Origin of the sequence: Herbidospora daliensis (genome assembly GCF_001570585.1) — a bacterium.
GTDB classification, from domain to species: domain Bacteria; phylum Actinomycetota; class Actinomycetes; order Streptosporangiales; family Streptosporangiaceae; genus Herbidospora; species Herbidospora daliensis.
This window is the reverse complement of sequence record NZ_BBXF01000008.1, coordinates 189073-215776: the sequence shown is the minus strand read 5'-3', so window position 1 is coordinate 215776 and position 26704 is coordinate 189073. Positions and strand designations below refer to the sequence as shown.

The 26704-nt window shown below is 70.4% G+C and carries 37 protein-coding genes; 27 read left to right on the top strand and 10 right to left on the bottom strand.

Annotated elements, in window-relative coordinates; genetic code table 11:
• Positions 1–35: 35 nt before the first annotated feature.
• The 27 genes from AW274_RS33595 to AW274_RS33470 are packed head-to-tail and all read left to right on the top strand — an operon-like array spanning position 36 to position 20989.
• Positions 36–1466 carry a terminase large subunit domain-containing protein gene (locus AW274_RS33595; protein ID WP_062441299.1) on the top strand — a complete coding sequence of 477 codons (1431 nt, stop codon included), beginning with the start codon at positions 36–38 and terminating at the stop codon, positions 1464–1466.
• 9 nt (positions 1467–1475) lie between these two features.
• On the top strand, positions 1476–1676 hold the full coding sequence (locus AW274_RS33590; protein ID WP_157520880.1) for a hypothetical protein: 201 nt from the start codon (positions 1476–1478) through the stop codon (positions 1674–1676).
• Positions 1676–3076, top strand: coding sequence for a phage portal protein (locus AW274_RS33585; protein ID WP_062441292.1), 1401 nt, complete (start codon positions 1676–1678; stop codon positions 3074–3076). Before AW274_RS33590 ends, AW274_RS33585 begins: the two co-directional genes overlap by 1 nt.
• A gap of 2 nt (positions 3077–3078) precedes the next feature.
• Positions 3079–3801: an HK97 family phage prohead protease gene (locus AW274_RS33580; protein WP_157520879.1), complete on the top strand. Its 723-nt coding sequence runs from the start codon at positions 3079–3081 to the stop codon at positions 3799–3801.
• A gap of 14 nt (positions 3802–3815) precedes the next feature.
• Entirely contained in the window at positions 3816–5285 is a 1470-nt protein-coding gene (locus AW274_RS33575) for a hypothetical protein (protein WP_062441286.1), read from the top strand.
• A 59-nt stretch (positions 5286–5344) separates the two neighbouring features.
• On the top strand, positions 5345–5686 hold the full coding sequence (locus AW274_RS33570; RefSeq protein WP_062441282.1) for a hypothetical protein: 342 nt from the start codon (positions 5345–5347) through the stop codon (positions 5684–5686).
• Positions 5683–5904, top strand: coding sequence for a hypothetical protein (locus AW274_RS33565; RefSeq protein WP_062441279.1), 222 nt, complete (start codon positions 5683–5685; stop codon positions 5902–5904). The genes AW274_RS33570 and AW274_RS33565 overlap by 4 nt, the downstream gene beginning before the upstream one ends.
• Positions 5901–6518 carry a hypothetical protein gene (locus AW274_RS33560; protein ID WP_062441275.1) on the top strand — a complete coding sequence of 206 codons (618 nt, stop codon included), beginning with the start codon at positions 5901–5903 and terminating at the stop codon, positions 6516–6518. The genes AW274_RS33565 and AW274_RS33560 overlap by 4 nt, the downstream gene beginning before the upstream one ends.
• Complete coding sequence (locus AW274_RS33555) at positions 6518–6943, top strand: hypothetical protein (RefSeq protein ID WP_062441271.1); 426 nt, start codon at positions 6518–6520, stop codon at positions 6941–6943. The genes AW274_RS33560 and AW274_RS33555 overlap by 1 nt, the downstream gene beginning before the upstream one ends.
• A 2-nt stretch (positions 6944–6945) precedes the next feature.
• The gene (locus tag AW274_RS40840; protein WP_157520878.1) at positions 6946–7107 is read left to right on the top strand and encodes a hypothetical protein; all 162 of its coding nucleotides are present in this window, start codon (positions 6946–6948) and stop codon (positions 7105–7107) included.
• On the top strand, positions 7107–7292 hold the full coding sequence (locus tag AW274_RS33550) for a hypothetical protein (protein ID WP_062441268.1): 186 nt from the start codon (positions 7107–7109) through the stop codon (positions 7290–7292). Before AW274_RS40840 ends, AW274_RS33550 begins: the two co-directional genes overlap by 1 nt.
• Entirely contained in the window at positions 7289–8017 is a 729-nt protein-coding gene (locus AW274_RS33545; RefSeq protein ID WP_062441265.1) for a hypothetical protein, read from the top strand. The genes AW274_RS33550 and AW274_RS33545 overlap by 4 nt, the downstream gene beginning before the upstream one ends.
• Before the next feature lie 55 nt (positions 8018–8072).
• Positions 8073–8477 (top strand): hypothetical protein, encoded by a 405-nt coding sequence (locus AW274_RS33540; protein WP_063813820.1) that lies wholly within the window; start codon positions 8073–8075, stop codon positions 8475–8477.
• A 2-nt stretch (positions 8478–8479) separates the two neighbouring features.
• Entirely contained in the window at positions 8480–8914 is a 435-nt protein-coding gene (locus AW274_RS33535; RefSeq protein ID WP_062441258.1) for an HK97 gp10 family phage protein, read from the top strand.
• Positions 8915–8925: 11 nt separating this feature from the next.
• Positions 8926–9411 (top strand): hypothetical protein, encoded by a 486-nt coding sequence (locus AW274_RS33530; RefSeq protein WP_062441254.1) that lies wholly within the window; start codon positions 8926–8928, stop codon positions 9409–9411.
• Between the two features lie 32 nt (positions 9412–9443).
• Complete coding sequence (locus tag AW274_RS33525) at positions 9444–9791, top strand: hypothetical protein (protein ID WP_062441252.1); 348 nt, start codon at positions 9444–9446, stop codon at positions 9789–9791.
• Positions 9721–12960: a phage tail tape measure protein gene (locus AW274_RS33520; RefSeq protein WP_198169534.1), complete on the top strand. Its 3240-nt coding sequence runs from the start codon at positions 9721–9723 to the stop codon at positions 12958–12960. The genes AW274_RS33525 and AW274_RS33520 overlap by 71 nt, the downstream gene beginning before the upstream one ends.
• Positions 12960–15695: a hypothetical protein gene (locus AW274_RS33515; protein ID WP_062441243.1), complete on the top strand. Its 2736-nt coding sequence runs from the start codon at positions 12960–12962 to the stop codon at positions 15693–15695. The genes AW274_RS33520 and AW274_RS33515 overlap by 1 nt, the downstream gene beginning before the upstream one ends.
• Positions 15696–15704: 9 nt before the next feature.
• On the top strand, positions 15705–16163 hold the full coding sequence (locus AW274_RS33510; protein ID WP_157520877.1) for a hypothetical protein: 459 nt from the start codon (positions 15705–15707) through the stop codon (positions 16161–16163).
• Between the two features lie 9 nt (positions 16164–16172).
• On the top strand, positions 16173–16640 hold the full coding sequence (locus AW274_RS33505) for a hypothetical protein (protein WP_062441237.1): 468 nt from the start codon (positions 16173–16175) through the stop codon (positions 16638–16640).
• An 8-nt stretch (positions 16641–16648) separates the two neighbouring features.
• A complete protein-coding gene (locus AW274_RS33500) occupies positions 16649–17104 on the top strand; it encodes a hypothetical protein (protein WP_062441233.1) in 456 nt (151 codons plus the stop codon).
• A gap of 12 nt (positions 17105–17116) precedes the next feature.
• The gene (locus AW274_RS33495) at positions 17117–18619 is read left to right on the top strand and encodes a hypothetical protein (RefSeq protein WP_062441229.1); all 1503 of its coding nucleotides are present in this window, start codon (positions 17117–17119) and stop codon (positions 18617–18619) included.
• Between the two features lie 7 nt (positions 18620–18626).
• Complete coding sequence (locus AW274_RS33490; protein WP_062441225.1) at positions 18627–19061, top strand: hypothetical protein; 435 nt, start codon at positions 18627–18629, stop codon at positions 19059–19061.
• Entirely contained in the window at positions 19051–19380 is a 330-nt protein-coding gene (locus AW274_RS33485; protein WP_062441222.1) for a hypothetical protein, read from the top strand. Before AW274_RS33490 ends, AW274_RS33485 begins: the two co-directional genes overlap by 11 nt.
• Positions 19377–20249 carry a CHAP domain-containing protein gene (locus tag AW274_RS33480; RefSeq protein ID WP_062441219.1) on the top strand — a complete coding sequence of 291 codons (873 nt, stop codon included), beginning with the start codon at positions 19377–19379 and terminating at the stop codon, positions 20247–20249. The genes AW274_RS33485 and AW274_RS33480 overlap by 4 nt, the downstream gene beginning before the upstream one ends.
• Positions 20246–20608, top strand: coding sequence for a hypothetical protein (locus AW274_RS33475; protein ID WP_062441215.1), 363 nt, complete (start codon positions 20246–20248; stop codon positions 20606–20608). Before AW274_RS33480 ends, AW274_RS33475 begins: the two co-directional genes overlap by 4 nt.
• Before the next feature lie 12 nt (positions 20609–20620).
• Positions 20621–20989: a hypothetical protein gene (locus AW274_RS33470; RefSeq protein ID WP_062441212.1), complete on the top strand. Its 369-nt coding sequence runs from the start codon at positions 20621–20623 to the stop codon at positions 20987–20989.
• 99 nt (positions 20990–21088) lie between these two features.
• On the opposite strand, the gene AW274_RS40835 is transcribed toward AW274_RS33470, so the two are convergent.
• The 10 genes from AW274_RS40835 to AW274_RS33430 form a co-directional block, all read right to left on the bottom strand.
• Entirely contained in the window at positions 21089–21226 is a 138-nt protein-coding gene (locus AW274_RS40835; protein ID WP_157520876.1) for a hypothetical protein, read from the bottom strand.
• A gap of 2 nt (positions 21227–21228) precedes the next feature.
• Positions 21229–21855, bottom strand: coding sequence for an NUDIX domain-containing protein (locus tag AW274_RS33465; protein WP_232320598.1), 627 nt, complete (start codon positions 21853–21855; stop codon positions 21229–21231).
• A complete protein-coding gene (locus AW274_RS33460; protein WP_062441204.1) occupies positions 21852–22064 on the bottom strand; it encodes a hypothetical protein in 213 nt (70 codons plus the stop codon). Before AW274_RS33460 ends, AW274_RS33465 begins: the two co-directional genes overlap by 4 nt.
• Positions 22065–22092: 28 nt before the next feature.
• Entirely contained in the window at positions 22093–22422 is a 330-nt protein-coding gene (locus AW274_RS33455) for a hypothetical protein (protein WP_062441201.1), read from the bottom strand.
• Complete coding sequence (locus AW274_RS33450) at positions 22419–22622, bottom strand: hypothetical protein (protein WP_157520875.1); 204 nt, start codon at positions 22620–22622, stop codon at positions 22419–22421. The genes AW274_RS33455 and AW274_RS33450 overlap by 4 nt, the downstream gene beginning before the upstream one ends.
• Positions 22622–22882, bottom strand: a complete 261-nt coding sequence (locus AW274_RS33445) for a hypothetical protein (protein WP_062441195.1) — start codon at positions 22880–22882, stop codon at positions 22622–22624. Before AW274_RS33445 ends, AW274_RS33450 begins: the two co-directional genes overlap by 1 nt.
• A gap of 182 nt (positions 22883–23064) precedes the next feature.
• Positions 23065–25233 (bottom strand): hypothetical protein, encoded by a 2169-nt coding sequence (locus AW274_RS33440; protein WP_062441192.1) that lies wholly within the window; start codon positions 25231–25233, stop codon positions 23065–23067.
• Entirely contained in the window at positions 25230–25385 is a 156-nt protein-coding gene (locus AW274_RS40830) for a hypothetical protein (protein WP_157520874.1), read from the bottom strand. The genes AW274_RS33440 and AW274_RS40830 overlap by 4 nt, the downstream gene beginning before the upstream one ends.
• Positions 25382–25780 carry a RapZ C-terminal domain-containing protein gene (locus AW274_RS33435; RefSeq protein WP_062441190.1) on the bottom strand — a complete coding sequence of 133 codons (399 nt, stop codon included), beginning with the start codon at positions 25778–25780 and terminating at the stop codon, positions 25382–25384. The genes AW274_RS40830 and AW274_RS33435 overlap by 4 nt, the downstream gene beginning before the upstream one ends.
• Complete coding sequence (locus tag AW274_RS33430; protein ID WP_062441187.1) at positions 25780–26652, bottom strand: DUF2637 domain-containing protein; 873 nt, start codon at positions 26650–26652, stop codon at positions 25780–25782. Before AW274_RS33430 ends, AW274_RS33435 begins: the two co-directional genes overlap by 1 nt.
• Positions 26653–26704 lie beyond the last annotated feature (52 nt).

Below are 26704 nucleotides of genomic sequence, written 5' to 3'. Positions count from 1 at the left end.
CGCTGACGCCGGAGACGTCGCGCGGGTTCGGCGCGGTGGAGTTCGCGAACGACCCGCTGGGCATCGAGCCGATTCCGTGGCAGCGCTGGCTGCTGATCCACGCCCACGAGTTGCGCCCCGACGGCAAGTTCCGGTTCCGCACGGTCCTGGTCCTGGTTGCCCGGCAGAACGGAAAGACCACGATCGTCGAGGTCAAGAACCTGTGGAAGATGTTCATCCTCGGCGTGGGCCTGGTGCTCGGCACCGCGCAGAACCTCGACTACTCCGAAGAGTCCTGGGGCAACGCCGTCGACCTGGTCGAGGCCACGCCGGAGCTCGCGGCCGAGGTCGTGCACGTCGACCGGACGAACGGGAAGAAGGCGCTGCGCCTGGCGAACGGCTCCCGGTGGAAGGTCGCCGCGGCGAGCCGCAAGGGCGGCCGGTCGCTGAGCGCGGACGACGTCAACCTTGACGAGCTGCGCGAGCATCAGACCTGGGACGCCTGGGCCGCCGTCACGAAGACCACGATCGCGCGGAAGCAGGCGCAGATCTGGGCCTTCACCAACGCGGGCGACGACAAGAGCGTGGTCCTGAACGACCTGGTCGAGAAGGGCCGTGAGGCCGTCGAGAGCGGCGGGGACGGCTCGTTCGGGCACTTCGAGTGGAGCGCCCCCGACGACGTGAAATGCACGTGCGGGCGCCCGGGGAAGCGGCACACCGTCCGGTGTCGGCTGCAGGACCGGACCGCGTGGGCGCTGGCGAACCCGAGCCTGGGCTACACGGTGACCGAGGAGGCCTTGGCCGACGCGCTCGACACCGACCCCGAGGGCGTGTTCCGGACCGAGTGCCTCTGCCAGAAGGTCGACAAGCTGGCACCCGAGTGGTCGGTGATCCCCCAGGACGACTGGACGGCGATCATCGACCCCGAGTCGGAGCTGGTCGACCCCATCGCCATCGCCCTCGACGTCACCCCGGACCGGTCGTGGGGCTCGATCGCCGCCGCCGGCCGCCGCGCCGACGGCCTGGAGCACGTCGAGGTGATCGACCACCGGGCCGGCACGGGATGGATGGTCGCGCGGACGCTGACGCTGATCGAGCGATGGGGCCCGTGTGCGGTCGTGGTCGACGGCGCTGGCCCGGCAGGCTCGCTCATCCCCGATCTGGAGGCGGCGGGCATCGAGGTCGTGAAGCCGACCGCGCGTGACCATGCCCAGGCGTGCGGATCGCTGTACGACGCCGTGGTGCCCCCGAAGGACGCCCCGGAGGACTGGCGTTCGACGCTGCGCCACCTCGACCAGGCGCCGCTCAACGCCGCCTTGGCCGGCGCGACGAAACGCGACCTGTCCGACCTGTGGGCGTGGGCCCGGCGCGGCGTCAGCGTCGACATCAGCCCGGTCGTGGCGGTCACGCTGGCCCGCTGGGGCTTCCAGACCCGGGGCCACCTCAAGAAGGGGCCGATCAAGCTGGTCGGCTCGCTGATGGCATAGGGGGTGGACATGACGACGGTGGTGGAGCGCGTCCAGCACGGCGCGCGGCAGCTCGACCCCGTGACGGTCGTGCTGACGCCGATCGCGTGGGTGTTCTTCGTCGTGGGCTGGGTCGCCGCTCAGGTCGTCCGGGCGGTGTGGGCGGTCGTGTCGTGGGCGCTGACGGCCGTGGTGCTGGGCTGGAAGTCCGCCCACGGTGAGGCCGACTGATGGGCCTGCTGGACCGCATGCGCGCGGCGCGGAAGCCTCGCGCGTGGCCGGTCGGTCAGGGCGCGGTCGTCCCGTTCGTCTCCTCGCACGGGCACGACGTCTCGGAGTTCTCGCCCGAGGAGTACGGCGAGTACATCGCCACCTCGAACGAGATCTTCTCGGCGGCGAGCCTGCGCGCCCGGCTGATGTCGAGCCTCAATCTGCAGCTCTTCCGGGGCCGTGGCACGGCCCGGACCGAGGTCATCAACGGCCCGGCCGTCGAGCTGCTGGAGTACGTGAACCCGTTCTGGACGCCGCGCCGGCTGGCCCGCATGGATGAGCTGTCGATGTGCGTGTGGGGCCAGTCGTTCTGGGCCGTCGAGAAGGACGACGCCGGCGTTCCCCGCGAGATCTGGTGGTGCAAGCCGTCGAGGATGCGCCCGGTCGAGCACGAGTCGGGCTACCTGGAGAAGTTCCTCTACGAACCGATCTACGGCGGCCCGATGATCGAGTTCAGGCCCGACGAGATCGTCTGGTTCCGCTACCCGAACCCCCTCGACGAGTTCGCGCCTCTCTCCCCCGTGGCCGCGTCTCGCCTGGCGGCCGACACCGCCTCGGCGATGATGAAGGCCAACCGGAACCTGTTCACCAACGGCCTGATGCCCGGCGGCGTGGTCATGCCGGCGGGCGACAAGGTCACCTTCGAGAAGCACCAGGCCGACGACCTCCGAGACGACCTGGACACGCGCTTCAAGGGCGTCGACAAGGCCCACCGGTGGGCGGTCCTGCGCTTCGAGGCGTCCTTCAAGGAGATGGGCGTCACCCCGAAGGACGCCGAGTTCCTCGGGGGCCTCCAACTCACGTTGCGGCAGGTCGCCAACGCCTACGGCATCCCGGTGCCGCTGCTGAACGACCTGGAGCACGCGACCCTCAGCAACGTCCGCGACCTGCAGAGCATCCTCTGGACTCACACGCTCGTCCCTGACTCTCAGCTCCGGTCCGACGAGATCGCCGAGTCGCTCCTTCCGATGTTCAAGCGGCGGGGCGGGGCGCAGTATGCCGAGTACGACTACTCGAAGGTGCCGGCGCTGCAAGAGGCGGTCTCCGACGTGTGGTCGCGTGAGCGGCAGGCCATCGAGGTGGGCCGCTACACGATCAACGAGATCCGCGCCAAGAACGGCGAAGCGCCCGTGGCCTGGGGCGACGTCTGGTGGGCGCCGGTCAACAAGTCGGCGGTCAGCGACGCCACGTCGCGACCCCAGGGCGACACCTCCCCCACCGGCGAGGCCGATGACGAGCCGGACACCGAGCCCGACACGGAGCCGGACGACGAGACCACGAACGATCAGGCCGTGGAAGACGAGGCGAGGGCGCTGCTGATGGCCGCGTTCCCGCAGATCAACGGTCACGCGAGGAGATGACCATGGATATGGGTTACACGCGGGCCGCTCTGGACCGCGACGCCACCGAAGAGGATGGGCCGCTGCGGTTCATCGCCGCGACCGAGGGCCGCAAGGCTGACCTGATCGACCTGCGTATGACCGGCGCGAAGCTGGAGCGCTACCGCTCGAACCCGGTCTTCCTGTACGGGCACCAGACCTACGGCCGGTCGAGCCTGCCCATCGGCCGGGCGACCGACGTCCGGGTCGACGGGGCCCGGCTGCTGATCGACGTGGTGTTCGACCGGGCCGACGAGTTCGCCGTCGAGGTCGAGCGGAAGTATCGCGGCGGGTTCATGAACGCGGTCAGCATCGGCTTCGACGTCCACGCCTGGGAGAACGGCGTCGGCTCGTACTGGAAGGGCGGCGTCGCCGAGAAGTGGGAGCTGCTGGAGCTCTCGGCGGTGACCGTCCCGATGGACGCCGCGGCGGTCGTGGAGTCGGGCCGCTCCCGGGCCATGGCCTCGCTGCTCGAACAGCTCGACGCCGCCGGCGTTCACGTCCCCGTGGAGACCGTCCGCGAGCCTTCCGGCCTGTGGCACACCGTCCGCGTCTCGGCCGACCTGGCGGAGACCGCCGACCTTGACCTTCTCGCCTTCGCGGTCGCGCGGGCGATGAAGGCCACACCAACCGCCCCGCCCGAGGAGCTCGTGGCCGGGATCGAAGACGACGCAGCCCAGGGCCTCCTGGCCGCGATCACCCTCTGAAAGGGGTTCATGGAATGAGTGGGATCACGCTTGAGGCCCTCGCCGCTGACATCCGCCAGCGGTTCGAAGGCGTCAACGCCGACCTGGCGGAGAAGATGAGCGACCAGCGCCTCCGCGCGCTGGTCGAGGAGACGCTCCAGGGCATGCTCACCGAGGACAACGAGTTCCTCCGCAAGATGAAGTTCGGCCGCGCCGACCAGCAGCTCATCGGCGGCAAGTACGCCCGCCTCGGCTGGACCGTCGCCGACGTGGAGTTCTGCCACGACCTGCTCCGGGCTGCGAAGGAGTCGGGCCGGTCCAAGCAGGGCCCGTCGGAGGAGCTGACCCGCACCTTCAACGCGATCTCCGAGGGCCGCTATCGGGAGACCGCGCTGGTCCGCGGTGACGGCTACGAGCAGCTCGACAAGATGTGGCGGGAAGGCCGCTTCGGCAGCTTCCGCGACTACGAGCGCGCCGTTCGCGCGATGGACACCGCCGAGTCGGGCTTCGGTTCGCAGCTCATCGGCGCCCAGTACGTCGGCGAGCTCTGGACGGGCGCCCAAGCCCAGGCCCGGGTGTTCAACCTGATCAACTCCTTCCAGATGACCGACCCGACCGCGTACCTGCCGGTCGAGGCGGGCCTCCCGGCACTGCTGTTCGTCGGCGAGTCGACGGACAACAACTCGGCGAACTACGCGACGACCAAGACCGGCTCCAACCGCGTCCAGGTCAACGCGCGCAAGTTCGTGATGCACCAGATGTGGTCCGGCGAGATGGAGGAGGACTCCATCACCCCGTTCATCCCGTTCCTGCGGCGCCAGGCGATGCGCTCGCTGGCCCACCACATGGACTCCCTGGTCCTGAACGGCGACACGACCGACGCCGCGACGGGCAACATCAACCAGGACGACGAGGACCCGGGCGGCACGGAGCACTTCCTCGCCTTCGACGGCATCCGGCACGCCGGCCTGGTCGACAACACCGGCAACTCCAAGAGCGTCGCGGGCGCAATCAGCCTCAACGAGTTCCGGGCCCAGAAGGGCCGCATGCTGTCGACGACCTACAAGCACGACTGGGGCCACCCGAACGACCCGAGCGACCTGGTCTACATCGCCGACCCCGAGACCGCCGACGCCGTGGCGTTCCTCGACGAGGTCCTGACGGTCGACAAGTTCGGCCCCGGCGCGACGATCCTCAACGGCCAGCAGGGGCGGGTGCTGTCCCACCCGCTGATCTCCTCGATCGACCTGTCGAAGACCGAGGCCGACGGCAAGGTCAGCTTCGACACCCCGGCGAACAACACCAAGGGGCAGATCGTCACGTTCAACCGTGGCGGTTGCGTGGTCGGCAACCGGCGCAGCGTCCAGGTCGAGACCGAGCGCATCCCGGCCACGGACCAGACGCGCATCGTCTACTCGCTGCGCATGGGCTTCGGGCGCTTCACCCCCACCGGTGCCGCGAGCGGCATCGAGTGGGCCGACGTCCTTTACAACATCGACCTGTAACCGAGCGAGCCAACCAGGGCCGGGCCGTCGCGCCCGGCCCTCGGCATGAGGAGGTATCGATGCGAGAGCGCATCGCAATCGCGCCGACCGGCCGGGCCTCTCGGTTCTCGGCGCGCACGGCGGAAACCCTGACGGGCAACCGGGTGCTGACCCTGGCCGAGGTCGAGAAGTTCCAGGCGGTCGCCTTCGACCCGGGCGGCGCCGGCCGGAACCTCGACCTGCCCGCCGCGGCGTCCTGCCGTGGGGCGTTCCTGTACATCTCGAACACGGCCGACGCCGCCGAGGTGCTGACCGTCCGGGACGCCCTCGGCGCCACGATCGTCACGCCGACGCAGGCCGAGGCCGCGATGGTGTGGTGTGACGGCGTCCGCTGGTACGGCATGGTCGGAGCGCAGTCATGACCCGCTACGAGGTGCAGCACGCCTACCGGGCCGATCGGGACGGCGACGTCCTCGGCCCCTGGGAGGCCGGCGAGACCGTCGAGCTGGAGCCCGAGGTCGCCGACTGGGTCAACAACGACTCGCCGGGCGCCCTCCAGGAGGCCAAGGAGACGCCCGCGAAGCCGCGTCAGGCCAAGCCCGCGCCGGACCGGCAGCACAAGGGCGCGGCGAACCGGTGACAGTCGTCAACGGCTACTGCACGGTCGACGAGCTGCGCGAGCACCTCGGGGACTCCGGCGACAAGCTGTCCCTGACGCTGCTGGAGCGGGCCGTCAACGCGACCTCGCGGGCCGTGGAGAAGTACACCCATCGCCGGTTCTGGCAGGACCCGACGGTCCAGACCCGCCGCTACCGGCCCGATGACGGCGCGCTGGTGAGAGTCCACGACATCTCGACCCTCGACGACCTGGTCGTCGAGACTGACCCGGCGCTGGACGGCTCGTGGTCGACGACCTGGGGCCCGTCCGACTTCCAGCCGGAACCGCTGGACGCTGACGCGGACGGCGGGGCGTACGCCTGGTGGAAGCTGCGGGCGATCGGCGACCACCGGTTCCCGGTCAGCTCGGGCCGTCCAACCCTGCGGGTGACGGCCCGGTTCGGCTGGTCGGCGATCCCCGACGACGTCCACGAGGCGACCCTTCTCCGGGCCGCCGCGCTGTTCCTGCGAAAGGACTCGCCGTTCGGCGTGGCCGGCATGGGTTCGGAGGGGTTCGCGGTCCGCATCTCGCGCCGCGACTCCGACGTCTGCGAGCTGCTGAACGGCTTCGTGCGGGCCGAGATGGCAGGTGTCTGATGGCGGGCCTGGAGGCGGTCCGGGACGCCATCAAGGCGACCCTGGAGGGCGCGATCTCGGGGCTACAGGTGTACGACACCGTTCCCGGCGCCACGAACGTGCTGCCGTGCGTCGTCGTCTTCCCCCAGGACGCCGAGTTCGGGGAGACCATGGGGCGCGGCACGGACGTGTGGTTCTTCGAGCTGTGGGTGATGGTCTCCGACGGAGAGCTCGGCACAGCTCAGGACCAGCTCGACGCCCTGGTGACCGGGGCCGGTGACCGGTCCATCCGTCAGGCGATCTTCAAGGCGCGGACGCTGGGGCTGTCCAACACCGCCGCCCACATCACGGCGATGTCGAGCTACGGCACCACGTTCACCGCCGCCTCGATCGATCACATCGGCGCGAAGCTGCGGCTCATGGTCGCCACCCGAGGAACGGAGTAGCCGTGGCCGTCTATCGCGTGGTCGGGCCCGAGCACGTCGCCGGGAAGGCACCCGGCGAGCGGATCGAGCTCGACGACATCAACGCCAAGACCTACCTGGCCGGCGGATGGATCGAGCCGATCGCCGACGAGCCGCCGCCGGATGAGAACCCACCGGAGGAGTAATGGCCGCAAAGCGCCGCTTCCACGTCGTCGGGCCGCACGCCGTCGACGGCGTCCCCCCTGGCCGAACCGTCACCCTCGACCCCGACGTGGTGGACGTCGACGCGCTCGTCGAGGCGGGCCACATCGCCGTGAAGGCCCCGGCCGCGCCGCAGTCGGAGACCGAGCCGAAGGAGGGTGACGAATGAGCCCGATCACGCTGGTCAACGCCTTCTCGTATGTCGACTCGCACGACTTCACGGGCGACAGCAACGCCCTGACGTTCAACGGCTCGGCGGCCGAGCTCGACCGGACGACCTTCCGTTCCCAGGGCTGGCGGACGCTCGCCGGTGGCGGGCTGAAGACCGGCGAGTTCAGCATGGGCGGCCTGTGGCAGGCCGGGGCCGACCAGGTCGACCCGATCGCGTTCGGTGACCTCGGCGTAGACGGCAGGGTCGTCACGTTCGGGCCTGAGGAGACCGAGGGCGGCCCGGCCTACATGTGGCAGGGCGGCAACTTCAACTACGTCCTCGGCGGGAACGTGGGCGACCTGGCGCCGTTCACGCTGGCCGGGAAGAACACCGAGGCCGTCGGTGTGGTCCGGGGTCGCCTGGCCAAGGCGATGGGGCAGGTGAACGCGACGGGCGTGCTCGGAAGCGTTCAGAACCTCGGCGCCGTCGGGGCCGGGCAGTTCCTCTACGCCACGCTGCACCTGTTCGGGACGCCCGGGACGACGATCACGGTGCAGGTCCAGTCGGACGACTCGTCCGGGTTCGGGTCGCCGACGACGCGGGCCACCCTCGGCCCCTTCACCACGGCGGGCGGGCGGTGGATGACCCGGGTCGCGGGCGCCATCACCGACACCCACTACCGCTTCAACATCTCAGCGATCACCGGCGCGTTCGTCGTCGCCGGGGCTCTCGCCGTCCAGTAGCAGCCCCTTCCAGCCTCGCCGTCGCGGGGCCTGGTTCGCATGTCCGGAGGTTCCCATGGGTGTTCTCGCACTGACCAACATGTACGTCGCCATCAACTCGGTCGACATGTCGGACCACGTCAAGGGTGCGACTCTCACCCTGGACTCGGCCCAGCTCGACCCGACCGCCATGGGCGACGGCTGGGTGAAGGCCCGCGGCGGCCTCAAGTCCGGCCAGCTCCAGATCGAGTTCCTCGACGACTTCGCCGCCGCCGAGACCGACGTCACGCTGTGGCCGCTGTTCGGCACGGTCGTCAGCTTCGAGGTGCGGCCGGACGCCGGCTCGGTCTCCGCGACCAACCCGAAGTACACCGGCGAGGTCTTCATCAGCCAGCACACCGTGGGCGGCAACGTCGGCGAGCTGGCGACCAAGGGCGTGACGTACCCGACCTCGGGCGCGGTCTCGCGGGCGACGTCGTAGCCATGATCGACGTCAAGCTCGACGCGACCCGGGCGATCCGCAAGCTGACCCGGGATCTCGGCAAGATCCCGCCGGATCTGCGGAAGGAGCTCAGGCCGGCGCTCAAGCGGGGCGCCGAGCCGGTGCTCTCCCAGGCCCGCGCGAACGCGAGCTGGTCGAGCCGCATCCCGAGGGCGACTCGCATCACCACGAAGTTCGCCAAGAGGCGCGGCGGCGTCGTGATCGTGACGAGCGCGAAGCGTGCGCCCCACGCGCGCCCCTTCGAGGGCATCTCGGGCGACCCGTTCCGGCACCCGGTGTTCGGCAACCGGGACGTCTGGGTGGCACAGAAGGCGCGGCCGTTCCTGTTCGACGCGGTCGAGGAGAAGGGCGAGGCCGTCACCAAGGAGCTCGCCGACACCATCGTTCAAATCGGCCGTCGCCACGGCTGGAAGTAGGAGGGGAACCTGTGGGACTGCGTGAACGGCTCGAAGGCAAGAAGCGCCTGCCGCTGCCCTACCTGGTCAGGGTGGACGACACCACCGAGGCCACCAGCGCGGCCACGGAGGCGCAGCAGGCGTTCCTTGCGGCTCTGGGCACCGAAGGCGAGGAGGCGGCTCGCGAGGCGGTGAAGGCGGCTCAGGCCGCGCTGGCGGCGTGCTTCGAGCCGATCCCGCTGACGCCGATGGAGCCGGAGGAGTTCGAGGCGCTGCTGGCCGCGCACCCGGCGCGTGAGGGCCACCCGGTCGACGAGGCGTGGAACACCGACACGCTCCCCGAGGCGGCGTTCCTGGCGTGCGCGCCGGACGTCATGACCGGGCCGGAGTGGCTGGCCTGGATCAAGAAGACGTGCAGCCACGCCGAGAAGATCAGCCTGTTCAACGCCGCCGTGGCCGTGAACGTGAGGACGATCTCCCCGACGCTCCCAAAAGACTGGATGTCGATCCTCTCCTGACGCTGGAGCTCGACGTCTGCGCGGCCTACCAAGTGCCGCACAGCGAGTTCCTGAAGTGGAGCCAGGACGACCGGGACAAGGCCATCTGGCAGATGGTCCGCTCCCGTCAGCGCTGCTCCGGGTGCGGCACCCGGGCCGACGAGTGGGACCCCGACAAGGGCGGCCGGACCGACGCCTACTACGCCGAGATCACCCAGTGCCGGGGGTGCGCGCAGATCGGCGCGCTCTCGAAGGGCCTGACCGACGAGTCCTACGGGGCGCGGGTCGCCCTCATCCCCCACGACGACGACACGACGAGGGAGGTGACCGGTGGAGAGAGACCTCAACGTCCCAATCGACGGCGACCCCCGCGGCCTAGAGCGCGCCGTCGCAAAGGCTGAGGCGTCCCTCCGGCGGCTGGAGTACGCGGCGGCCCGGATGGAGAACCGCCAGAAGACGGCCCAGAAGAGTGCCTCCCTGATGCGCGGTGAGCTGCTGTCGCTGGCCGCCGCCGCTACCGCCGTTGCCCCGGCCGCTGTCGCCGCCGGCGCCGGGGTCGTGGCCTTCGGGGCCCTGGCCGTGCCCGCCATCATGGGCGTGGTCAAGGCTCAGGCAGAGATGGGCGAGCAGTGGGACACCCTGTCCACTGAGCAGAAGGTCGCGGCGTCGGGGCTGCGGCAGCTCATCGCCCGGTACAAGGAGCTCGCGAAGTCGGTCGAGCCTGAGGTGCTGCAGACCTTCAACGCGGGGCTGGGGGTCACCGAGGCGCTGATGCCGCGCCTGGTGCCGCTCACGAAGTCGGTCGCGCGGGAACTGACCACGTTCGCGAACAACCTTGAGGACGCTCTCAACTCCGACCGGGCGGATGAGTTCTTCGTCTTCCTGGAGCGCGAGGCCCCCGCCGCCGTGGCCGCGCTCGGGCAGGCGGCCGGGAGCGGCGTCGGCCTGGTCATGTCGCTGACCGAGTCGCTGATGCCGCTGGCCACCTCGGGCCTGGGCGCCATCAGCATGGTCGCCGACCTGGTGTCAGCTCTGGCTGACCTGAACCCCGAGCTCGCTCAGGCGGCAGTCCTGCTGCTGGCGCTGCGCTCCCCGATCTCCGGGCTGACCGGCATGATCGGCAAGGCTGGGGACAAGTACGGCGCGTTCTCGAAGAAGACCAAGGACGCGAGCCTTGCGACCAAGGCGCTCAACCTGGTCACCTCGGCGGGCCCGAACCTGTACGTCGCCGCCGGCGTCGCGCTGGCGTTCTTCGGCGCGAAGGCGCTGTCGGCGAAGTCCGACACCGACAAGCTGATCGACTCCCTGACGGTGGCCAACCGGGCGACCGGTAACAACATCGCGGGCTACCAGAACCTCGCCGCCTCCCTCGGTGGCCAGGTCAACAAGGCCCTGGCGGAGCAGGCGCAGAAGCAGAAGGAAGTCACCGCGGCGGTCCAGGCCAACAACGGCATGGTCAACGCTTCGGTCGTCCAGAGCGCCAACGCCCGCTACCAGGCGCAGCAGTCGGCCGAGAAGCTCGCCGCCGCGCAGGAGAAGGCCAACGAGCAGGCCCGCCAGGTCGTGTCCGGCGCGGACGCCATCGCCAAGAAGTACGGCATCACCCGGGATGAGGCCATCCGTCTGGCCGACGCCGTCGGTGTGAACCTGTCGAAGGGCATCCTGGAGAACGGCGAGGTCACCGCCGGGGCTGCGGCGAAGTTCGACCGCTACCGGCAGGCCGTGGAGTTCGCCTCTGACCCGACGCGGGTGGTCGCGCAGGCGTGGGCGGACGCCGGCAACCAGGCGCTGACGCTGAAGGACCGGGTCGACGCGGTCTCGACCGCGATGAGCGCCTACTTCAACCCGGCGCTCGGTGTGCTGTCGGCGACCAACCAGATGGCCGACGCGTTCGCGGCCAGCGGGAAGACCATCAAGGACGCGCAGAAGGTCCTGAAGGACTCGACCAGCACCGACGCCGAGAAGTCGGAAGCGCTGCGGTCGATGAGCCGCCAGCTCGAATCGAACCTCGGCGCGGTCGGCACGTACATCGACAAGCAGGCCCAGGCCAAGAAGATCGTCCAGCTCACCGACGCGGAGATCGTCAAGCATCTGCCGCAGTTGGTGAAGCTGGCGGGGAACAGCAAGGTCGGCGCTGCTGCGGTCGACGGGCTCGCCAGCTCCATGGGCGGCACGATCACCAAGACCAAGGAAGGGATCATCGTCACCAACCGCCTCGGTGGTGCGATCAAGGTCCTGCCCAACGGGAAGATCGTCACGATCCGGGCGAACACGTCGCCGGCCGAGGCGTCGATCGGGCGCCTGATCAGGACGCAGTCAGGCCGCGTGATCACGATCGGCGTGCATGTCCGATCGGACCTCCAAGAGCACGGCGCCCGCGCTGGCCGTCGCGCCTCGGGCGGCCCCGTCACCGGCCCCGGCGGACCGCGCGAAGACAAGGTCCCCATCTGGGCCAGCAACGGCGAGTACGTCGTCAACGCCGACGCCACGAGGCGGCACCGCGGACTGATCGAGGCCATCAACGAGAACCGGTTCGCCAACGGCGGCCCGGTCGGAAACGCCCCCGGCGGCGCGGTGCGCGGCTACGCCGCCGGGGGTCCGGTCGACGCCCCCCTGAGCGAGTTCGTCGACCGCTACATGGGCAGCAGCCCGGTCACCAAGGCCGACCTGACCACCGCGATCAACCGGCGGAAGGACGCGGTCGAGCAGCTCCGGAAGGCCGAACGGAAGCTGCGCGATGACCGACGGTCGGGGAAGAGCGCCCGGACCATCGCCGACGATGAGGCCCGGGTGGCGAAGGAGCGCCGCGACCTCGCGGCGGCGACGTCCAAGCTCACGACGGCCGAGGCGGGGTACAAGAAGACCCAGCTCAAGCCCGCCGCCCGGCTATCCGCCGCCGTGGGCCTCGGGATCAAGAACACGGCGAGCTTCATCAAGAACCTGGAGACCATCGCCGCCCGTGGCTACCCGGGTCTCGCCGCGCAACTGCTGGAGATCGGCGGCCCCGAGGCCGAGGCGTACGCGAAGGACGCCGCGAAGCTCAGCAACACGAAGCTGAAGGCGCTGGCCAACCAGGTCGGCACGGCCTCGAAGCAGCAGGCCAAGCTTGCGAGCCTGCCGGCCGTGTTCGCCATCAAGGACGCCCGCAAGCGCGGCGCGAAGAGCATCCCCGAGGTCATGGCCATGACCGGCCTGTCCGAAGAGGAGATCTCGGCGGCGTACTCCTCCATGGGGTACGAGCGGGGCGGCATCCACCGCTACGACCGGGGCGGCATCCGCCCGGGCCCCGGCATCGCCACCCGGCCGACTGTCCTGTTCGGGGAGGGCAAGGCACCCGAGGGCTTCGTGCCCTACGACCCCGCCCACCGTCCCGCCGCGATGGGCCTGGTGGCGCAGATGGCCCGCGACTTCGGGATGGTCCGCACGGGCACCTCGGGCGGCGGGACCGTCCACGTGCTCGTCGACTTCACGGGCGGAGGCGATCACCTCATGAGCTGGTTCCGCGAACGGGTCCGAGTCGTCGGCGGCGGGAACGTCCAGGTCGCCTTCGGGAAGAGAAGGGCGGCCTGATGGCCTTCCCCAGCACGCCGCTCGACGGGCTAATCGAGATCTACGTGGACGGCGATTGGGAGGACATCACCGACGATGTCCTCCTTCGCGAGAACGGGCAGATCTCAATCAGCCGAGGGCGTCGCGACGAGGGCGACAAGACCGACCCGTCCGCGATGGATCTGCAGGTCAACAACGCCGGTGGGCAGTACTCGCCGCGTAACCCGCTCAGCCCTCTGTATGGCCTGATCGGGCGGAACACGCCCGTCCGGATGTCGGTGAACGAAGGCGCGGCCTACCTGTACGTGCAGGGCGGAACGGGCAACACCGGCGTGACGACCCCCGACGCCAGCGCCTTGGACATCACTGGCGACATCGACGTCAGGATTGACGCCCGGCTCGACAACTGGGTGACGTCCGGGTCGCTTCTGGCCGTCGACCTGATCGGGAAGTTCACCACCACCTCGAACCAGCGGTCCTGGTTCATGCAGGCGCGCGACGGCCGCCCCTACTTCGAGTGGTCAGCGAACGGCACCGCGACCCTGTCGGCCCACTGCTCGGTCGAGCCGCCCATCCCGCCCGGCCGGCGCCAGGCGTGGCGGATCACGCTGGACGTCAGCAACGGGTCGGGCGGCTACACGGTCGCGTTCTACTACGCGGCCACGTTGAGCGGCTCGTGGACCCTGCTGGAAGAGGTCGTCACCACCTCGGGCACGACCAGCATCTTCAACAGCACGTCGCAGGTCAGGATCGGCGGGGCGACCAACATCGCCTTCCTGAAGCCACTCGGCGAGTTCTACGGGGCGGAGATCCGCAACGGCATCGGCGGGTCGGCGGTCGCCAACCCCGACTTCACCGCGCAGACCGTGGCGGCCGCCAGCTTCGCCGACGCGGCCGGGCGGACGTGGACCGTGGCCAGCGGCAGCGCCCTCACCAACCGGCGCACGCGCTTCGTCGGCGAGATCCCCGCCTGGCCGTCGGAGTGGGACGTCACCGGCAACGACGTCTGGGTCGACATGACCGCCGCGGGCATCGGCCGGCGGCTCGGTCAGGGCCAGTCGGCGCTCTCGTCGACTCTGCGGCGCGGCCTGACGGCGGCGACCTCGACGGTGCCCCCGGTGGCGTACTGGCCGTGCGAGGACAGCGAGCGCGCCGAGTCCATCTCCAGCGGCGTGGGCGGCCTGCCCATGTCCATCGCAGGCACGCCCAATCTCGCGGGGTTCTCGGGCTTCCTGGCCAGCGACCCGATCCCGGTCATGGGTGACGCCTGCTTCTACGGCCGGATCGCCGCCTACGCGATCACGGGGCAGACCCAGGTCAGATGGCTGCTCGCGGTCCCGTCCGGGGGCGCGACGGTCGGTCAGCCGATCATCCGGTTCATCACGACCGGCTCGATCGTCCGCTGGGAGCTCGTGTACGGCACAGGCGGATCGTTGCGGCTGTTCGGCTACAGCCCCGACGGTGGGGCGACCGTCGACTCCGGCGCGATCAGCTACGCCGTCAACGGCCAGTTGCTGCGCATCACGATCGGGCTGACGCAGTCCGGCGGGAACGTGAACTGGGAGTTCGCGACGATGTCGGCGGTGACCGGCGCGGGCTTCGTCACCTCGGGCACCGCGAACTCCCAGACGGTTGGCCGGGTCACCACCATCTGGGCCGCTCCCGATCGAGGGCTGACCAACACGGCGATCGGGCACATCAGCCTGCAGACCTCGGTCACCTCGATCTACGACCTGGCCGACGAGACGCGGGGCTGGCTCCGGGAGCCGGCCGGGTCGAGGATCGCGCGGCTGTGCGCCGAGAACGGCATCACCGCGGCGGTCACCGGGACCGGCACGCTGATGGGCGAGCAGCTCCCGGCGACGCTCTCCACCCTGATCCAGGACGCGGCGGACGCCGACCACGGGGTTCTGACCGAGCTCCGCACGCAGTTGGGCTACGGCTACGGCGTCCGCCAAGGCCGCTACAACCAGCCGGTCAGCCTCGCCCTCGACTACGCCCAAGGGCACATCAGCCCGCCGTTCAAGCCGCTCGACGACGACTCGGAGCTGACGAACGACGTCACCGTCTCGCGCAGCAGCGGCGGTTCAGCACGCGCCGAGAAGACGTCCGGCCCGAACAGCGTCCTCGCCCCGCCGCTCGGTGCGGGCCGCTACGACGCCCCGGTGACGCTCAACCTGGCCCGGGACCTCCACTGTGCGGACCAGGCCGGGTGGCTGCTTCACCTCGGCGCGTGGGACGAGGCCCGGTATCCGACGCTGACGATCGACCTGGGGGCGAACCCCGACCTGATCGAGGAGGTCGCGGCGCTCGACTCGGGCGACCGGATCACGATCGCGAACCTGCCGCCGTGGCTCCCGCCGGGCCTCGCCGATCTGATCATCGACGGCTACTCGGAGACGATCGACTCGTTCCGCTGGCTGTGGACGGCGAACCTGTCGCCCGCCCGGCCGTGGGATGTGGCGCTGTACGGCACCGGCCGCTACGGGACGGCCGGGTCCCAGCTCAACAGCTCGGCGACCAGCTCGGCGACGTCGTTGTCGGTGGCCACGACGTCCGGCCCGAGGTGGACGACGGACGCCGGCGAGATGCCGTTCGACATCGTGATCGGCGGCGAGCGCATGACCGTCACCGCGATCAGCGGCACCAGCTCACCGCAGACGTTCACGGTGACGCGCTCGGTCAACGGCGTCGTGAAGGCGCACGGCTCGGCCGCGCCGGTCGAGCTGTTCCAGCCCGCGATCAGGGCCCTGTAGGAGGTCGGTATGCCAGACACGTTCGCCGGGGCGAGGGTTAAGCCCGCGGACTTCCCCCCGGCGCGCTCGGTGTTCGACAACACCGCGAACAACAACATCACCTCGACCACGTACGTGGCCGGGTCGCCCGAGGTGGGTGTGACGTTCGTGGCGCCGACGAGCGGTCGCGTGCTGCTGACCGTGGGGTTCGCCGCGAAGGACTCGGCGAGCAACCGCGTCCACCTCGCGCCTCAGATCTTCCTCGGCACCTCGAACGCGGGCACCCAGTTCCTCGCGCCCGACGTCGTCGGGCGAGGTGTCGGTTCGGTCGGCAACACCTCGAACGTCAACCAGCACCGTTCCCGGACGTCGCTGATCACGGGGCTGACCGCCGGGAGCACGTACTACGTCCGGACGATGCACAAGGTCTCGGGCGGCTCGACGGCCGACCTTGAGGTCCGAGACATCGTCGTCGAGCCCGTGAGCTGAGAGGACGACATGGGAGACCTGCTTGCCGGGACCGTGGTCGACGCGCTCGACTTCCCCCCGGCGGTCGAATACACCGACGCCACCCAGATCGACAACCCCACGAACACGACGTACGCCACGGGCAGCCCCGTCGTGGGCGGCACGTTCGTCGCCCCGACGACCGGGCGGGTCCGGCTCATCGTCGGCGGCGGCCTGGGCAACTCCAGCGGCGCAGACCGCATCTTCCTCTCGCCCCAGGTCTTCTTGGGCACGGACGCCACCGGCACGGAGATCCTCGCCCCGACCGTCGTGACCAGGGGTTACAGCGCGGAGAACGGGGCCGCCGGGTTCCACTACGGCTCCCGGCTCTCGATCCTGGAGGGCCTCACGCCGGGCGCCACCTACTACGCGCGGATCATGCACGTCGTCTCGGCTGACCCGGGCGCGCAGACCGGCGACATCGCCTACCGCCAGATCACGATCGCCCCCGCCGCGTAGGAGAAGCGATGCCGATCAACGGTCAGAACGTCCGAGGACAGGACGCTCCCGCGACCGCCTGGGCCCAAGACGATCTGTCCCAGCTCAACCTCAGCAACACGTCCTACGCCACGGGCACACCGGAGGTCGGCGTCACGTTCACCGCGCCCACGTCTGGCCGGGTGATCCTCACGGTCGGCGGCGGATGCCGCGACAACGGCGGCAACGGAGACCGCGTGTTCATCGCCCCCCAGGTCTTCCGCGGCCCGAACTCCAGCGGCACCGAGCACCTGACCCCGAGCGTCGTGGTCCGCGGCTATGCCTCGGTGCCGGCCACCGAGTACGCCCACGGTTCCCGGACGTCGCTGCTGCAGAACCTCATCCCCGGCGAGACGTACTACGCCCGGGTGATGCACGCGACGGCGGCCGGGGCCGGGACCGCCGACATCTCCTGTCGGGAGATCTCCGTAACCCCCACGAGCTGAGGAGGGCGCACTGTGACGACCGTAACCGGCAAGGTTGCAGCCCCGGGCGGGGGCATCCCGAAGTGGCCCACCATCCGCGTCACGCTGGTCGACCTGGCCGACGTCCCCGTGGTCGGCTTCACCTCCAGCGTCGAGATCGTCTCGGCGTTCTCGCCGGCGGTCGACGCGGACGGCGACTGGTCCGTCGACCTGGTCCCGACCGCCGACATCGCCTCGCCTCACGGCGCCACGCTGTGGCGCGTCGAGGAGACCGGCGGCGGCCAGGCCGGGCGCTTCCACATCTCCGTGCCCGCCGACGGCGACCACCGGGCGGCCGACCTTCGCGTGACTCTCCCCGGCGAGGCGGGCGTCGACCTGGCCGGGTACCTGCCGTTGACCGGCGGCGAACTGTCCGGGCCGCTGGTCCTCGAAGACGGCCAGGCGGCAAGCCGGGAATGGGTCCTGGAGAACGCGGGCGAGGGCGGCGGCGGGGCGGTCAACAGCGTCAACGGCGAGACCGGCACGGTCGTCCTGGACGCCGTCGACGTCGGCGCTGACCCGGCGGGCACGGCCGCCTCGGAGGTGTCGGCCCACGCCAGCGACACGACAGGCGTCCACGGGATCGCGAACACAGCGGCCCTGGAGACGACGAGCGGCGCGACGGCAAAGGTCAGCGCCCACGCCGTCGCCTTCGATCCCCACGGAGATCGGGCCTACGCCGATGGCCAGCTCGCCACCCATGCTGGCGATACGACGGCGGTGCATGGCATCGCGGACACGAGCGCGCTGGAGACGACGTCGGGGGCGACGGCGAAGGTGTCGGCGCACGCTGCCGCATCGGACCCGCACGGTGATCGGGCGCACGCGGCGGCGACGTTCTTGCCGAAGGCGTACACCGCGAGTTCGCAGCCTGCCGCGCCGGTCGCTGAGTGGCACGTCAACTACACGACGGACCCGGTGAACAGCCCGGACCTGTTCCGGATCTTCAACAACGGCGTGAAGAAGACCTGGTGGAACGAGAACGGCAGCGTCCGGGGCGAGGCCGCGAAGATCGACGAGGCGGCGGCCCGCTGGTACGGCCTGTCCGGGCAGACGGCCGACATCTGGCAGGTCCTGAACAACCGGACCGACGCCACGGTGCTGGCCTGCGTGAAGCCGAACGGGAACCTCGTCATCACCGGGAGCTTCCAGGGCGCGAACGGCGCGTGGACGGTCCTGACGTCGAACGACGTGGACTACACGCCGGTCGACGCCAACCACGCCGAGTGGCAACCGGCCGTCCGGCTCGTGGGCCCGGCGAACGAGACGGTCCAGATGCGCGGCCGAGTGAACGTCACGAACACCGTGCTCAACGACGTCGTCTTCATCCTGCCGAGCCAGTTCAGGCCCTCCAAGACCGTCCGGTTCTCCCTCGCGAACGGGCAGAGCACGGCGATTCACGGGTTCATCGACACGTCCGGCAACGTCACGATCGGCCGCGCCGTGACCTCGGCGACCTGGCTCTCCTTCGACGGCGTCACCTACTCCCGGATATGAGGCGCCCATGATCCGCCGCCTGGTTCGACACCTCCCCGAGTGGGTCCAGGCACAGCCGATCTCCGTCATGTGCGTCCTGCTCGGGATCCCGTCCGGGGTGCTCACACTCGTCGGCCCCTCGACATCGAGGGCGCTCGACACGGTCCTGCCGTTCTGGGCCCGCCCGCTGTGGGCGGCATCCCTGCTGCTCGGGTGCCTCGCCTGGGGCGCGGGCCTGGCCTCAGTCCGGGAGGTCGACGGGCGCCTCGTCGTCCGGCGACTCCCGGCGATGATCCTCGGCCTCCAGTTGATCAGCATCACGGCGCTCGTCTACGGCGTCGCGATCATCACGGTCGGCGGATGGGCCGGCGCCCTGGCCGCCTGGCCCCTCGGAGTCGTCGCATTCGGCACCGCCGTAGAGCAGGCGGTTCTCAGCAACCGGCGGGGTGCGTATGGCCGTTGACGTCGGGACCGTGCTGACGACGATCCTCGGCGGCGGCACGGTCGCCGCCGTCATCGGCTACTTCGGCAACCGCCGGAAGGACAAGAGCGAGGCCAGCAAGAACACCAGCGACGTCCAGGTGGCCACCTTCGACACCCTCACGCAGATGAACGAGCGGCTGAAGAACCAGCTCGCCGAGGTCGAGACCCAGCTCGACACCGAACGGTCAGCCCGCCGCGCCCTCGAAGACGAGCTCGCCAGCGAGCGCCGTGCCCGCCGTGCCCTGGAAGAGCGCGTGGCGGCCCTGGAGCGACTGATCCCCGAAGGAGGGACACCGTGACCCTGTTAGACGAGACACAGCGCGAGCTGGCCAGCCACATCGGCTACCGCGAGGCGGGGCAGAACAACACGCCCTTCAACAGGGCCTTCGGGAAGATCCCCGGCTACCCCCACGACGGGTTCGGCTACCCGTGGTGCCACACGTTCCTCTCGGTCGGCCTCGACCGCGTCGGCCTGGAGCCGGGCGTCGACTTCCCGTGGACCGCCGGGTGTGAGGTCGGCGTCGCCTGGTTCAAGGCGCACGACCGGTTCGGCCGGACGCCCAAGGTGGGCGCGTTCGTCTACTACGGCGCCGGTGGCGGAACCCATGTCGAGTGGGTCGAGAAGGTCACCGACACCACGATCACCACGATCGGCGGCAACACCTCCGGCAGCCTCGCCGGCACCTACCACAACGGCGACGGCGTCTACCGCAAGACGGTCGCCCGCTCGAGTGACCGGATCTATGGCTACGGCTATCCCGACTATCAGGAGGCGGACATGAGCCCGAAGGAGTACGCCGACGCTGTCTACGCCCGGCTGACCCAGAAGCTCGGGGGCGACCTGTGGGCCGTCCGGGAGGGCATCTTCCCCGAGGGCGAGACGCTCGACCCGAAGACCGGCATCCGGCAGATCTGGGCCTACGGCAAGGACGGCTACGCCAGGCACCGCGAAGCCCTGGCCCGGCTCGACGCGATCCTCGCCCGGCTCGACGCCCAGGCCGTCGTCATTCAGACCCTCGCCGAGGCGCTCGCCGCCCGTGACGAGGCGGTCGACGTCGAGGCGCTGGTAGCGAAGATCGAGGCCAAGGTCGGGGCCGTCATCGACGGCATCACGATCCGCCTCGACGTCAGCGAGCCCGAACCCCCGAAGGAGGAGATCGCCCCGTGAAGAAGATCCTCGCCCTGGTTGCCGTCGCGGTCCTCGGCCTGGCCTTCATCGGCCCGGCCGTCGCCTCGGCCGCCGACCCCGAGCCCGCGAAGTCGTACGGCGTCTGTGTCAGCAAGGCCACCGGCGACCTGCGGGCCCTGGAGCGGAACCGGCTGCCGAAGTCGGTCTACGGCAAGTGCCAGAGCTCCGAGACGCGCATCACTCTGCCGTCCGTGACCGGCGTGACCCCGGCCCGGCTGGTGTTCCGCTGGCCCGCCGAGACCTGGTCATGTCCGCGCGTCGCCGCCGCCACGACGTCGACCGTCTGGACGTTCTCGTGTACCTCGACGCCGGTTCCGTCGCCGAGCCCATCCTCCTGACAGGAGTCCCGTATGAAGATCTTCGGCCGTGAACCCGCGCTGCTGCTCGGCCTGTTCAGCGCGGCCCTTCAGTTCCTCGTCGCCTTCTGGCTCCACTGGGACGACGCCACCGTCGCGGTCGTCAACGCCGCCGCGGCGGCCGTCCTCGGCTTCGTCACCGCGTGGGCGACCCGCGCGGTCGACGGCGGCTCGTCGCTGCAGGCCGCGATCCTCGGCCTGGCCCAGGCGCTGCTCACGCTCGGCGCGACGTTCGGCCTCGACTGGTCCGCCGTCCAGGTGGCCAGCGTCATGGGCTTCGTCGCCGTCCTCGCCTCGGCGTACGTGCGCGGCCACGTCGAGCCGCACGCCGGCCCGCAGATGACCGCACCCGCCATCCGGTAGCCCTGACCCCGCCTTCACGCGGCGGTTGCCCTCTCCCCGGGGCAAAGCGAAGCGCCCCCACCTTGGTCTCCGGACCGGGGTGGGGGCGCTTTGTCGTGCTCAGGAGTCGATCGTGTAGAGCCAGCCGGGCACCATGCCCGAGCCGCCGTCGACCGGGCAGCCTTGGCCGGCGCACTCCTCGTGGTCGATCGGGTTGTCCTTGTCGGGCGGGGCGTTGGGGTGGGTGCGGTCGGCCACGGCTACACCATCACGCCGTCGAGCGCGGCCCGGAGGAACGACGTGTGGGCCGGGAAGAGCTCGCCGCCACAAGCGGCCAGCTCGTCGAGGAGCTGGTCGAAGGAGTCCGCGCGAACCCACACGGCCTCATCGGCGTCGTCCGACGCCCGGACGACGGGCAACACCTCGACCTCGCCCAGGTCGAACCGGCACGCGTTGGAGACCGCCCAGGCGTTCAGGCCGGCGCGCGGGTCCTTGACGTACTCGGCCTCGCCCTCCTGTCCGTCCACGCCGGTCAGGTCGAGCTCGGTCTCCTCTCGGCACTCGCGCCGGGCCGCTTCGATCGGGGTCTCGCCCGGGTCCATGCCGCCGCCGGGGGCCGCCCACGTGCCGTCGTCGCCGCGCCGGACCATCAGCACCACGCGCTGCCCGGGGTCGACCAGCTTCCGCACGGGCCGGACGAGCGTCGCGGTGACGACCGCGTCCGCCATCCGTTGCTCGCCCCACACCCACAGGTCGCCGCGCCCGGCGGGGAGGTGCCGCTCGACCGGGTTGAGGGGAAGGCCGTCGTCGTCGAGGTCGTAGGGGATCGCGGCGCGGGCCTGCCGCTCCTTGAAGTCGATGCCGTGCAGCGCCTCGGGGCCCTTCACCACATCACCACGTTCACGCCGCCGTGGATGACGTCGGCCTGGACGCCGACCTTCGCGTTCCCGGTGACGACGTTCCGGGTCCTGCCGCGCGGGCTGGGCTCCTCGGTCTCCGGGGTTTCCTGCTCGTCGTCGAGGTCGGGCTGGGACTTGCCCACCACCCGGCCGACCATGATGGGCGTGTAGCCGCCGCTGACTTCGTTCGTGGGCACAGTGCTCTCCTTCGTGTGGTTGGGGGTGTTACTGGCTGGCCTGCGGCCGGGGCAGCGCCCGGCATCTCTCGGCGTGGGCCTGGGACCACTCGCGGCCCTGCTTCACGCCCTTGGCCTTCAGCTCGGCGACGTGGGGGTCTTGGCGGCGGCCCTCCTCGTGGGCGGCCATGTTGAACCGCCAGCTCCACGTCTCGTGGTCGCCGCAGCCGGAGCACTCGGCGCGGTGCTCGGTGAAGACGTCCGGCAGGCGGACCCAGCCCGCGTGCTCGGACAGGGTGACGATCGCCTTGACGACCGTCAGGTAGCGGGCCACGGTGCCCGGCGGCCACTGCGTGATGTCGTTCGCGACGATGGTCATTCGGAACCACCGCCCCACGCGCGGACCTCGCCCTTGCGGGTGCAGCGCGGGCAGACCCGATAGCGGCCCGACAGGACGGTGCTCGGGATGGTGCCCTTGCCCTTGCATCGGCCGCAGCGCTTGAGCGGGTTGCTCACGGTCGCCCGGTAGAAGACGGCGATGACGATGAGGACGAACAGCAGTACGCCGATGGTCTCCATCACCACCACCGCCGCTTCTGGGCCTTGGCCTTGCGGGCGAGGGCGATGTTCTTCAGCGCGGCGGCGCGCTGTGCGGGCGTGGCGCCGACCATGCAGACATGGCCGAACGGCCAGTTGTAGCCGCGCCTGCACGTCTTGCAGCGGAACAGGGCGATCGTGATCCTCGCCTTCACGATCTTGCGGCGGGCCTTCTTCCGCTTCGCCGGCGCCTTCCTGACGGCCGGTTTCCGGGCCGTCGTCGAGCGAGTCTTGGGGGGCATCCTGGGTCCCTTCGGAGTGAGTTAGGTCGAGCAGATCGAGTTAGGTTCCTAACTCCAGCCATCAGCGGCCTATAACCGCCGCTGAGCTGCGGGAAGTTAGGTAGTTAGGTGAGTTAGCCCCGGCCCGGCGAGCCCCTGAAACGGCCCCTGAGAGCGCCTCAGGGGACACCGGGCGGACCTAACTAACTGCCGTCCTCCTCGTCCTCATCGAGGTCGAGGCGGGCCGCCAGGGCGTCGAGGATCAGGGCCTTGGAGACCGGCCACTTGTTGCCGGTCGACGGCACCCGGACGCCGTAAGACTCGGAGAGCAGCGCCCGGAGACCGACGCCGGTCATCGACTTGTACAGAGCCCAGCCGGGGGCGTGTGCGGCCAGCAGCGCGGGCAGGTCCGCTGCCGTGGTCGGCTCGTCGCCGAGCACCGCCGCCAGGTCCTCCAGGAGGTCACGGGGTGCCTCGGGCTCCGGCTGTGGGCGGTCCGTCCCGGGGACTCCCGAACCCCGCGCCTCCAGCAGCGCGAGCGACCGCTCGACGATGGGCGTCAGCTCGTCGCGACCCTTGGTGATGGAGATGAAGTAGATCTGGACGATCTCCGACCGCTCGCCCGTGATGCCCTTACAGACCGCCGTGCCCCGGTCGACGCCCGGGATCAGCTCGGTCGCCCGGTGGCCGGCCGCGTAGGCGCCCTGCCCGAGCAGCGCGTCGTTCGCGACGTGGTCGCCGACGTAGAACGCGCAGCCGTTGGAGCAGTTCCGCGTGACGTCGCGCGGCATGCTGTCCTTCGTCGGCGCCTGGGTCGAGACGATGACGTGAATGCCGCGCTTACGGCCGAGGCGGACGATGTCGATCAGGAGTTGCGAGATCTCCTTGCCGTACTTCTTGTGCTGGATCGCCAGGTGCGCCTCTTCCAGCAGGTAGAGCAGCGGGTGCAGACCGATCCCGGCGTCGGCGAGCTTCCGCGTGACTTGCGGCTCCTCGTGGTCAATGAGAAGTTGGCCGCGCTTCTGGACCTCGGCTTCCAGGTCGAGCAGGTCGTCCCGGATCTGCTTGAAGTGGTGGAGCTCGTTGCCCATCACGTAGCGGGCGCACCGGCGCTTGAACAGCTCGAAGTCGTAGTTCGTGTCGGGGACGCCGATCCACAGCTCGGCCGTCGGGTCGAGGATCCACCCGGCGCAGATGCACCGCGCGAGCGACGACTTGCCCTGACCCGGCTGACCACCCGCGATCGTGTTGCGCTCCATCAGCGGAGCCGTGACCGGGTCGCCGCGCAGCGTCTTACCGAGCGGCACCCCCTCGAAGACGTCGACCGTCCCCTCGGTGAGCAGTGGGTACGGCCCGGCCCCCTCGGCGAGAGCGCCCTTGTCCGCGATCCACAGCTTCAAGATTCCGGCCTCGGAGCCGGTCCCCGGCCACACCTCCTTCGCCAGCCGGTAGAGGCCGGTGGCCAGTTGAGCGCGGCGACGGGCGACCGAGTCGGCGGTCACACCGGCCGGGAGCCGCACCTCGGCGTACGTACCGCGCCCGTCACGGCGGGCCGTGACGATGAACTGGAGCGGCAGGCCCTCCTTCAGGTACGCGGTGATCTGCGGGATGCGCAGCGCGCCGAGCGCCCGAGCGATCGTCGTCTCGTCGATCTCGATGTCGATGTCCAGGTCAGCCGAGGTGGCCAGCCATGTCGGCGTCGCGCCCCGGCGGCTGCCCTCCCGGTAGGCGGCGAACAGCACCGCGAACGGGAAGGCGATCAGTGCGGGCGTCGACAGGAACGCGACCGTCCAGAAGAACCAGCGCAGCGCCGTCGCCACCCACGAGAAGACCGCAGTGAACTCGCCAGCCCCGACCGCCCACACCAGCGTCGCGGTCAGCACCATCAGCACGACCAGGCCGAGGCACCCGCCGACCAGCACCCGGGCGACCCCGAACGCCTTGGCCGGCAGGTCCATCACCCGGGCGTGCCGGGAGTTCGCCGCCGTGTCCTTCAGCGTCAGCCAGTGGGTCAGGGCCTCGCGGTCGCCTACCGCCTCGGCGGCCTTGATCTGCCTGCGATAGACGCCGTACGTGGCGGCGTCCCCCGCCCGGAACAGCCAGGAGAACCAGCCCATCGCGATCGTCACGCCGACGCTCAGCACCCGGCGGCCCACGGTGGGGCCGTCTTCAGGCCCCCGGGTCGCCGCGGCCTTACCGACGATCCGGGCCGGGAGACGTCGGCCCTTCTCGTCGGTGGCCTCGACCTCGACCTCGTCGTCGACCACCTCGGCGGCGTAGACGACTCTGTCGAGCTCCCCGCCCTGGGCCGGAACGGGGAGAGGCGGCGCCTGCTCCGGGTCCCGGACAGGGCGAAGGTCGCGCTCGGTCACGCCAACTCCCTCTTGAAGGTGTAGATGAAGCTGCCGTGCTCGCCGCGGATGGCGACCGCGACCAGCTCCCAACCGGCTTCGCCGAGCTCGTCGAGGGGCTGCTTGCCGAGGGGCGGGCGGGTGACTTCGACGTGGTACTCCCAGCGCTTCACCGCACCTCCCGGTGAGCCGAGAGCGGCAGCAGCGGCCGGTCCACGTGTAGGTGCTCGACGGTCACCTCGAAGTCGCCGAGCTTGCGCACCTCGGCCGCGACCATCTCCGCCAGGGCGACCGCCCGGTGACGCCCGCCGGCGCAGCCGACCGCGACGTCGATGTCCCGGCCGGTCTCCCACGCGAGGTGCCGCGCGCCGACCGCGAGGTGGACGGCGATCCCGACGGCTCCGGGCGTCTTGGCGACGTGCTCGCGGACGGCCCAGTCGAGACCGGTCAGCTCGCGCATCGCCGGGTCGTGGTGCGGGTTGCGCAGCACGCGCCGCGCGTCGAACGTCATGTCGGCCTCGGGCTGCGCGCCGTGGCCGAAGCCGAAGCTCTTCACACGGATCTTCATCAGGCCGCCGCCCCGTTCAGCTCCGGCCGGACCATCCGCTCTTCGGGGTCGGCGGCCTCGGGGCCGTGCGCCGGGTCGACCTCGTAGGCCGCCATGACCAGGTCCGTGGCTCGCTTGGCGGTGATGCCGAACCGGGCGGTCAGGTCGGCGGCCGGAGGGAGCTCCCCGTTGTGCGTCAGCGAGTACGCACGGACCGCGTCCGTGACCACCGCAGCGATCACACGACCGGCGGCGTGCCGGTTGAGGTTGAACTGGCTGGCCAGACCGCGCTCGGAGATCGGCTTACCGTCGACCACGGACGCCTCGTAGGCGAGCCGGGCCGCCTCGTCGGCCGTCCTCGGGACGGGCTCCGGAGCAGGCGGTTCCTCGACCGTGACCGGCTCCGGGTCGGCCGGGGCCTGGTCGACGACCTCGACGGGCGGGGCGACGACGGAGCGACGGAGCATCCCCATCAGCAGCTCGACGGCGATCACGAGGACCACCGGGGCCACCCCGCTGATCACGCGATATGTGAGCCCGCCCGGCCACCCGTGGGCCACGTTCGCCACCAGGGTGGCCACCGTCCCCAGGACCAGCGCGACCCGGGCGAGCCACGGCGTGGACAGTCCGCGCCGAGACGAGTCGAGCATCACCAGCGACGCCATGGCGATCATGCCGTCGATCAGGACGGGCAGCGTCCACGCCAGTTCCGCCGAGTCACCGGCGAGCCGGGCCAGGCCGAACTGGTGGCGGAACGACACGTACGCGGCGACGATCGCGATGACGCTGACGACGATCTTCGCGGCCCTGCGCGTGGCCACGCTCTCGGCCGCCTCGACCGAACGCGCGTTCTCTGGCGCGGCGGGCGGCCTGGGGTGTACCTCTGTCTTCACTCGGACTCCTGCTTTCGTCAGGTTGTCTGGGGAGGCCCTCGGCCGGGAGGTC

Excerpts from the sequence above, each read along its gene's own strand:
- AW274_RS33550 (WP_062441268.1), top strand. The coding sequence starts at position 7,107 with ATGGCCGCAAAGCGCCGCTTCCACGTCGTCGGGCCGCACGCCGTCGAC.
- AW274_RS33510 (WP_157520877.1), top strand. The coding sequence starts at position 15,705 with ATGCCAGACACGTTCGCCGGGGCGAGGGTTAAGCCCGCGGACTTCCCC.
- AW274_RS33555 (WP_062441271.1), top strand. The coding sequence starts at position 6,518 with ATGGCGGGCCTGGAGGCGGTCCGGGACGCCATCAAGGCGACCCTGGAG.
- AW274_RS33490 (WP_062441225.1), top strand. The coding sequence starts at position 18,627 with ATGATCCGCCGCCTGGTTCGACACCTCCCCGAGTGGGTCCAGGCACAG.
- AW274_RS33575 (WP_062441286.1), top strand. The coding sequence starts at position 3,816 with ATGAGTGGGATCACGCTTGAGGCCCTCGCCGCTGACATCCGCCAGCGG.
- AW274_RS33485 (WP_062441222.1), top strand. The coding sequence starts at position 19,051 with ATGGCCGTTGACGTCGGGACCGTGCTGACGACGATCCTCGGCGGCGGC.
- AW274_RS33500 (WP_062441233.1), top strand. The coding sequence starts at position 16,649 with ATGCCGATCAACGGTCAGAACGTCCGAGGACAGGACGCTCCCGCGACC.
- AW274_RS33455 (WP_062441201.1), bottom strand. The coding sequence starts at position 22,422 with ATGACCATCGTCGCGAACGACATCACGCAGTGGCCGCCGGGCACCGTG.
- AW274_RS33540 (WP_063813820.1), top strand. The coding sequence starts at position 8,073 with ATGGGTGTTCTCGCACTGACCAACATGTACGTCGCCATCAACTCGGTC.
- AW274_RS33590 (WP_157520880.1), top strand. The coding sequence starts at position 1,476 with ATGACGACGGTGGTGGAGCGCGTCCAGCACGGCGCGCGGCAGCTCGAC.
- AW274_RS33545 (WP_062441265.1), top strand. The coding sequence starts at position 7,289 with ATGAGCCCGATCACGCTGGTCAACGCCTTCTCGTATGTCGACTCGCAC.
- AW274_RS33450 (WP_157520875.1), bottom strand. The coding sequence starts at position 22,622 with ATGGAGACCATCGGCGTACTGCTGTTCGTCCTCATCGTCATCGCCGTC.
- AW274_RS33435 (WP_062441190.1), bottom strand. The coding sequence starts at position 25,780 with ATGAAGATCCGTGTGAAGAGCTTCGGCTTCGGCCACGGCGCGCAGCCC.
- AW274_RS33580 (WP_157520879.1), top strand. The coding sequence starts at position 3,079 with ATGGATATGGGTTACACGCGGGCCGCTCTGGACCGCGACGCCACCGAA.
- AW274_RS33505 (WP_062441237.1), top strand. The coding sequence starts at position 16,173 with ATGGGAGACCTGCTTGCCGGGACCGTGGTCGACGCGCTCGACTTCCCC.
- AW274_RS33570 (WP_062441282.1), top strand. The coding sequence starts at position 5,345 with ATGCGAGAGCGCATCGCAATCGCGCCGACCGGCCGGGCCTCTCGGTTC.
- AW274_RS33535 (WP_062441258.1), top strand. The coding sequence starts at position 8,480 with ATGATCGACGTCAAGCTCGACGCGACCCGGGCGATCCGCAAGCTGACC.
- AW274_RS33585 (WP_062441292.1), top strand. The coding sequence starts at position 1,676 with ATGGGCCTGCTGGACCGCATGCGCGCGGCGCGGAAGCCTCGCGCGTGG.
- AW274_RS33470 (WP_062441212.1), top strand. The coding sequence starts at position 20,621 with ATGAAGATCTTCGGCCGTGAACCCGCGCTGCTGCTCGGCCTGTTCAGC.
- AW274_RS33565 (WP_062441279.1), top strand. The coding sequence starts at position 5,683 with ATGACCCGCTACGAGGTGCAGCACGCCTACCGGGCCGATCGGGACGGC.
- AW274_RS33515 (WP_062441243.1), top strand. The coding sequence starts at position 12,960 with ATGGCCTTCCCCAGCACGCCGCTCGACGGGCTAATCGAGATCTACGTG.
- AW274_RS33445 (WP_062441195.1), bottom strand. The coding sequence starts at position 22,882 with ATGCCCCCCAAGACTCGCTCGACGACGGCCCGGAAACCGGCCGTCAGG.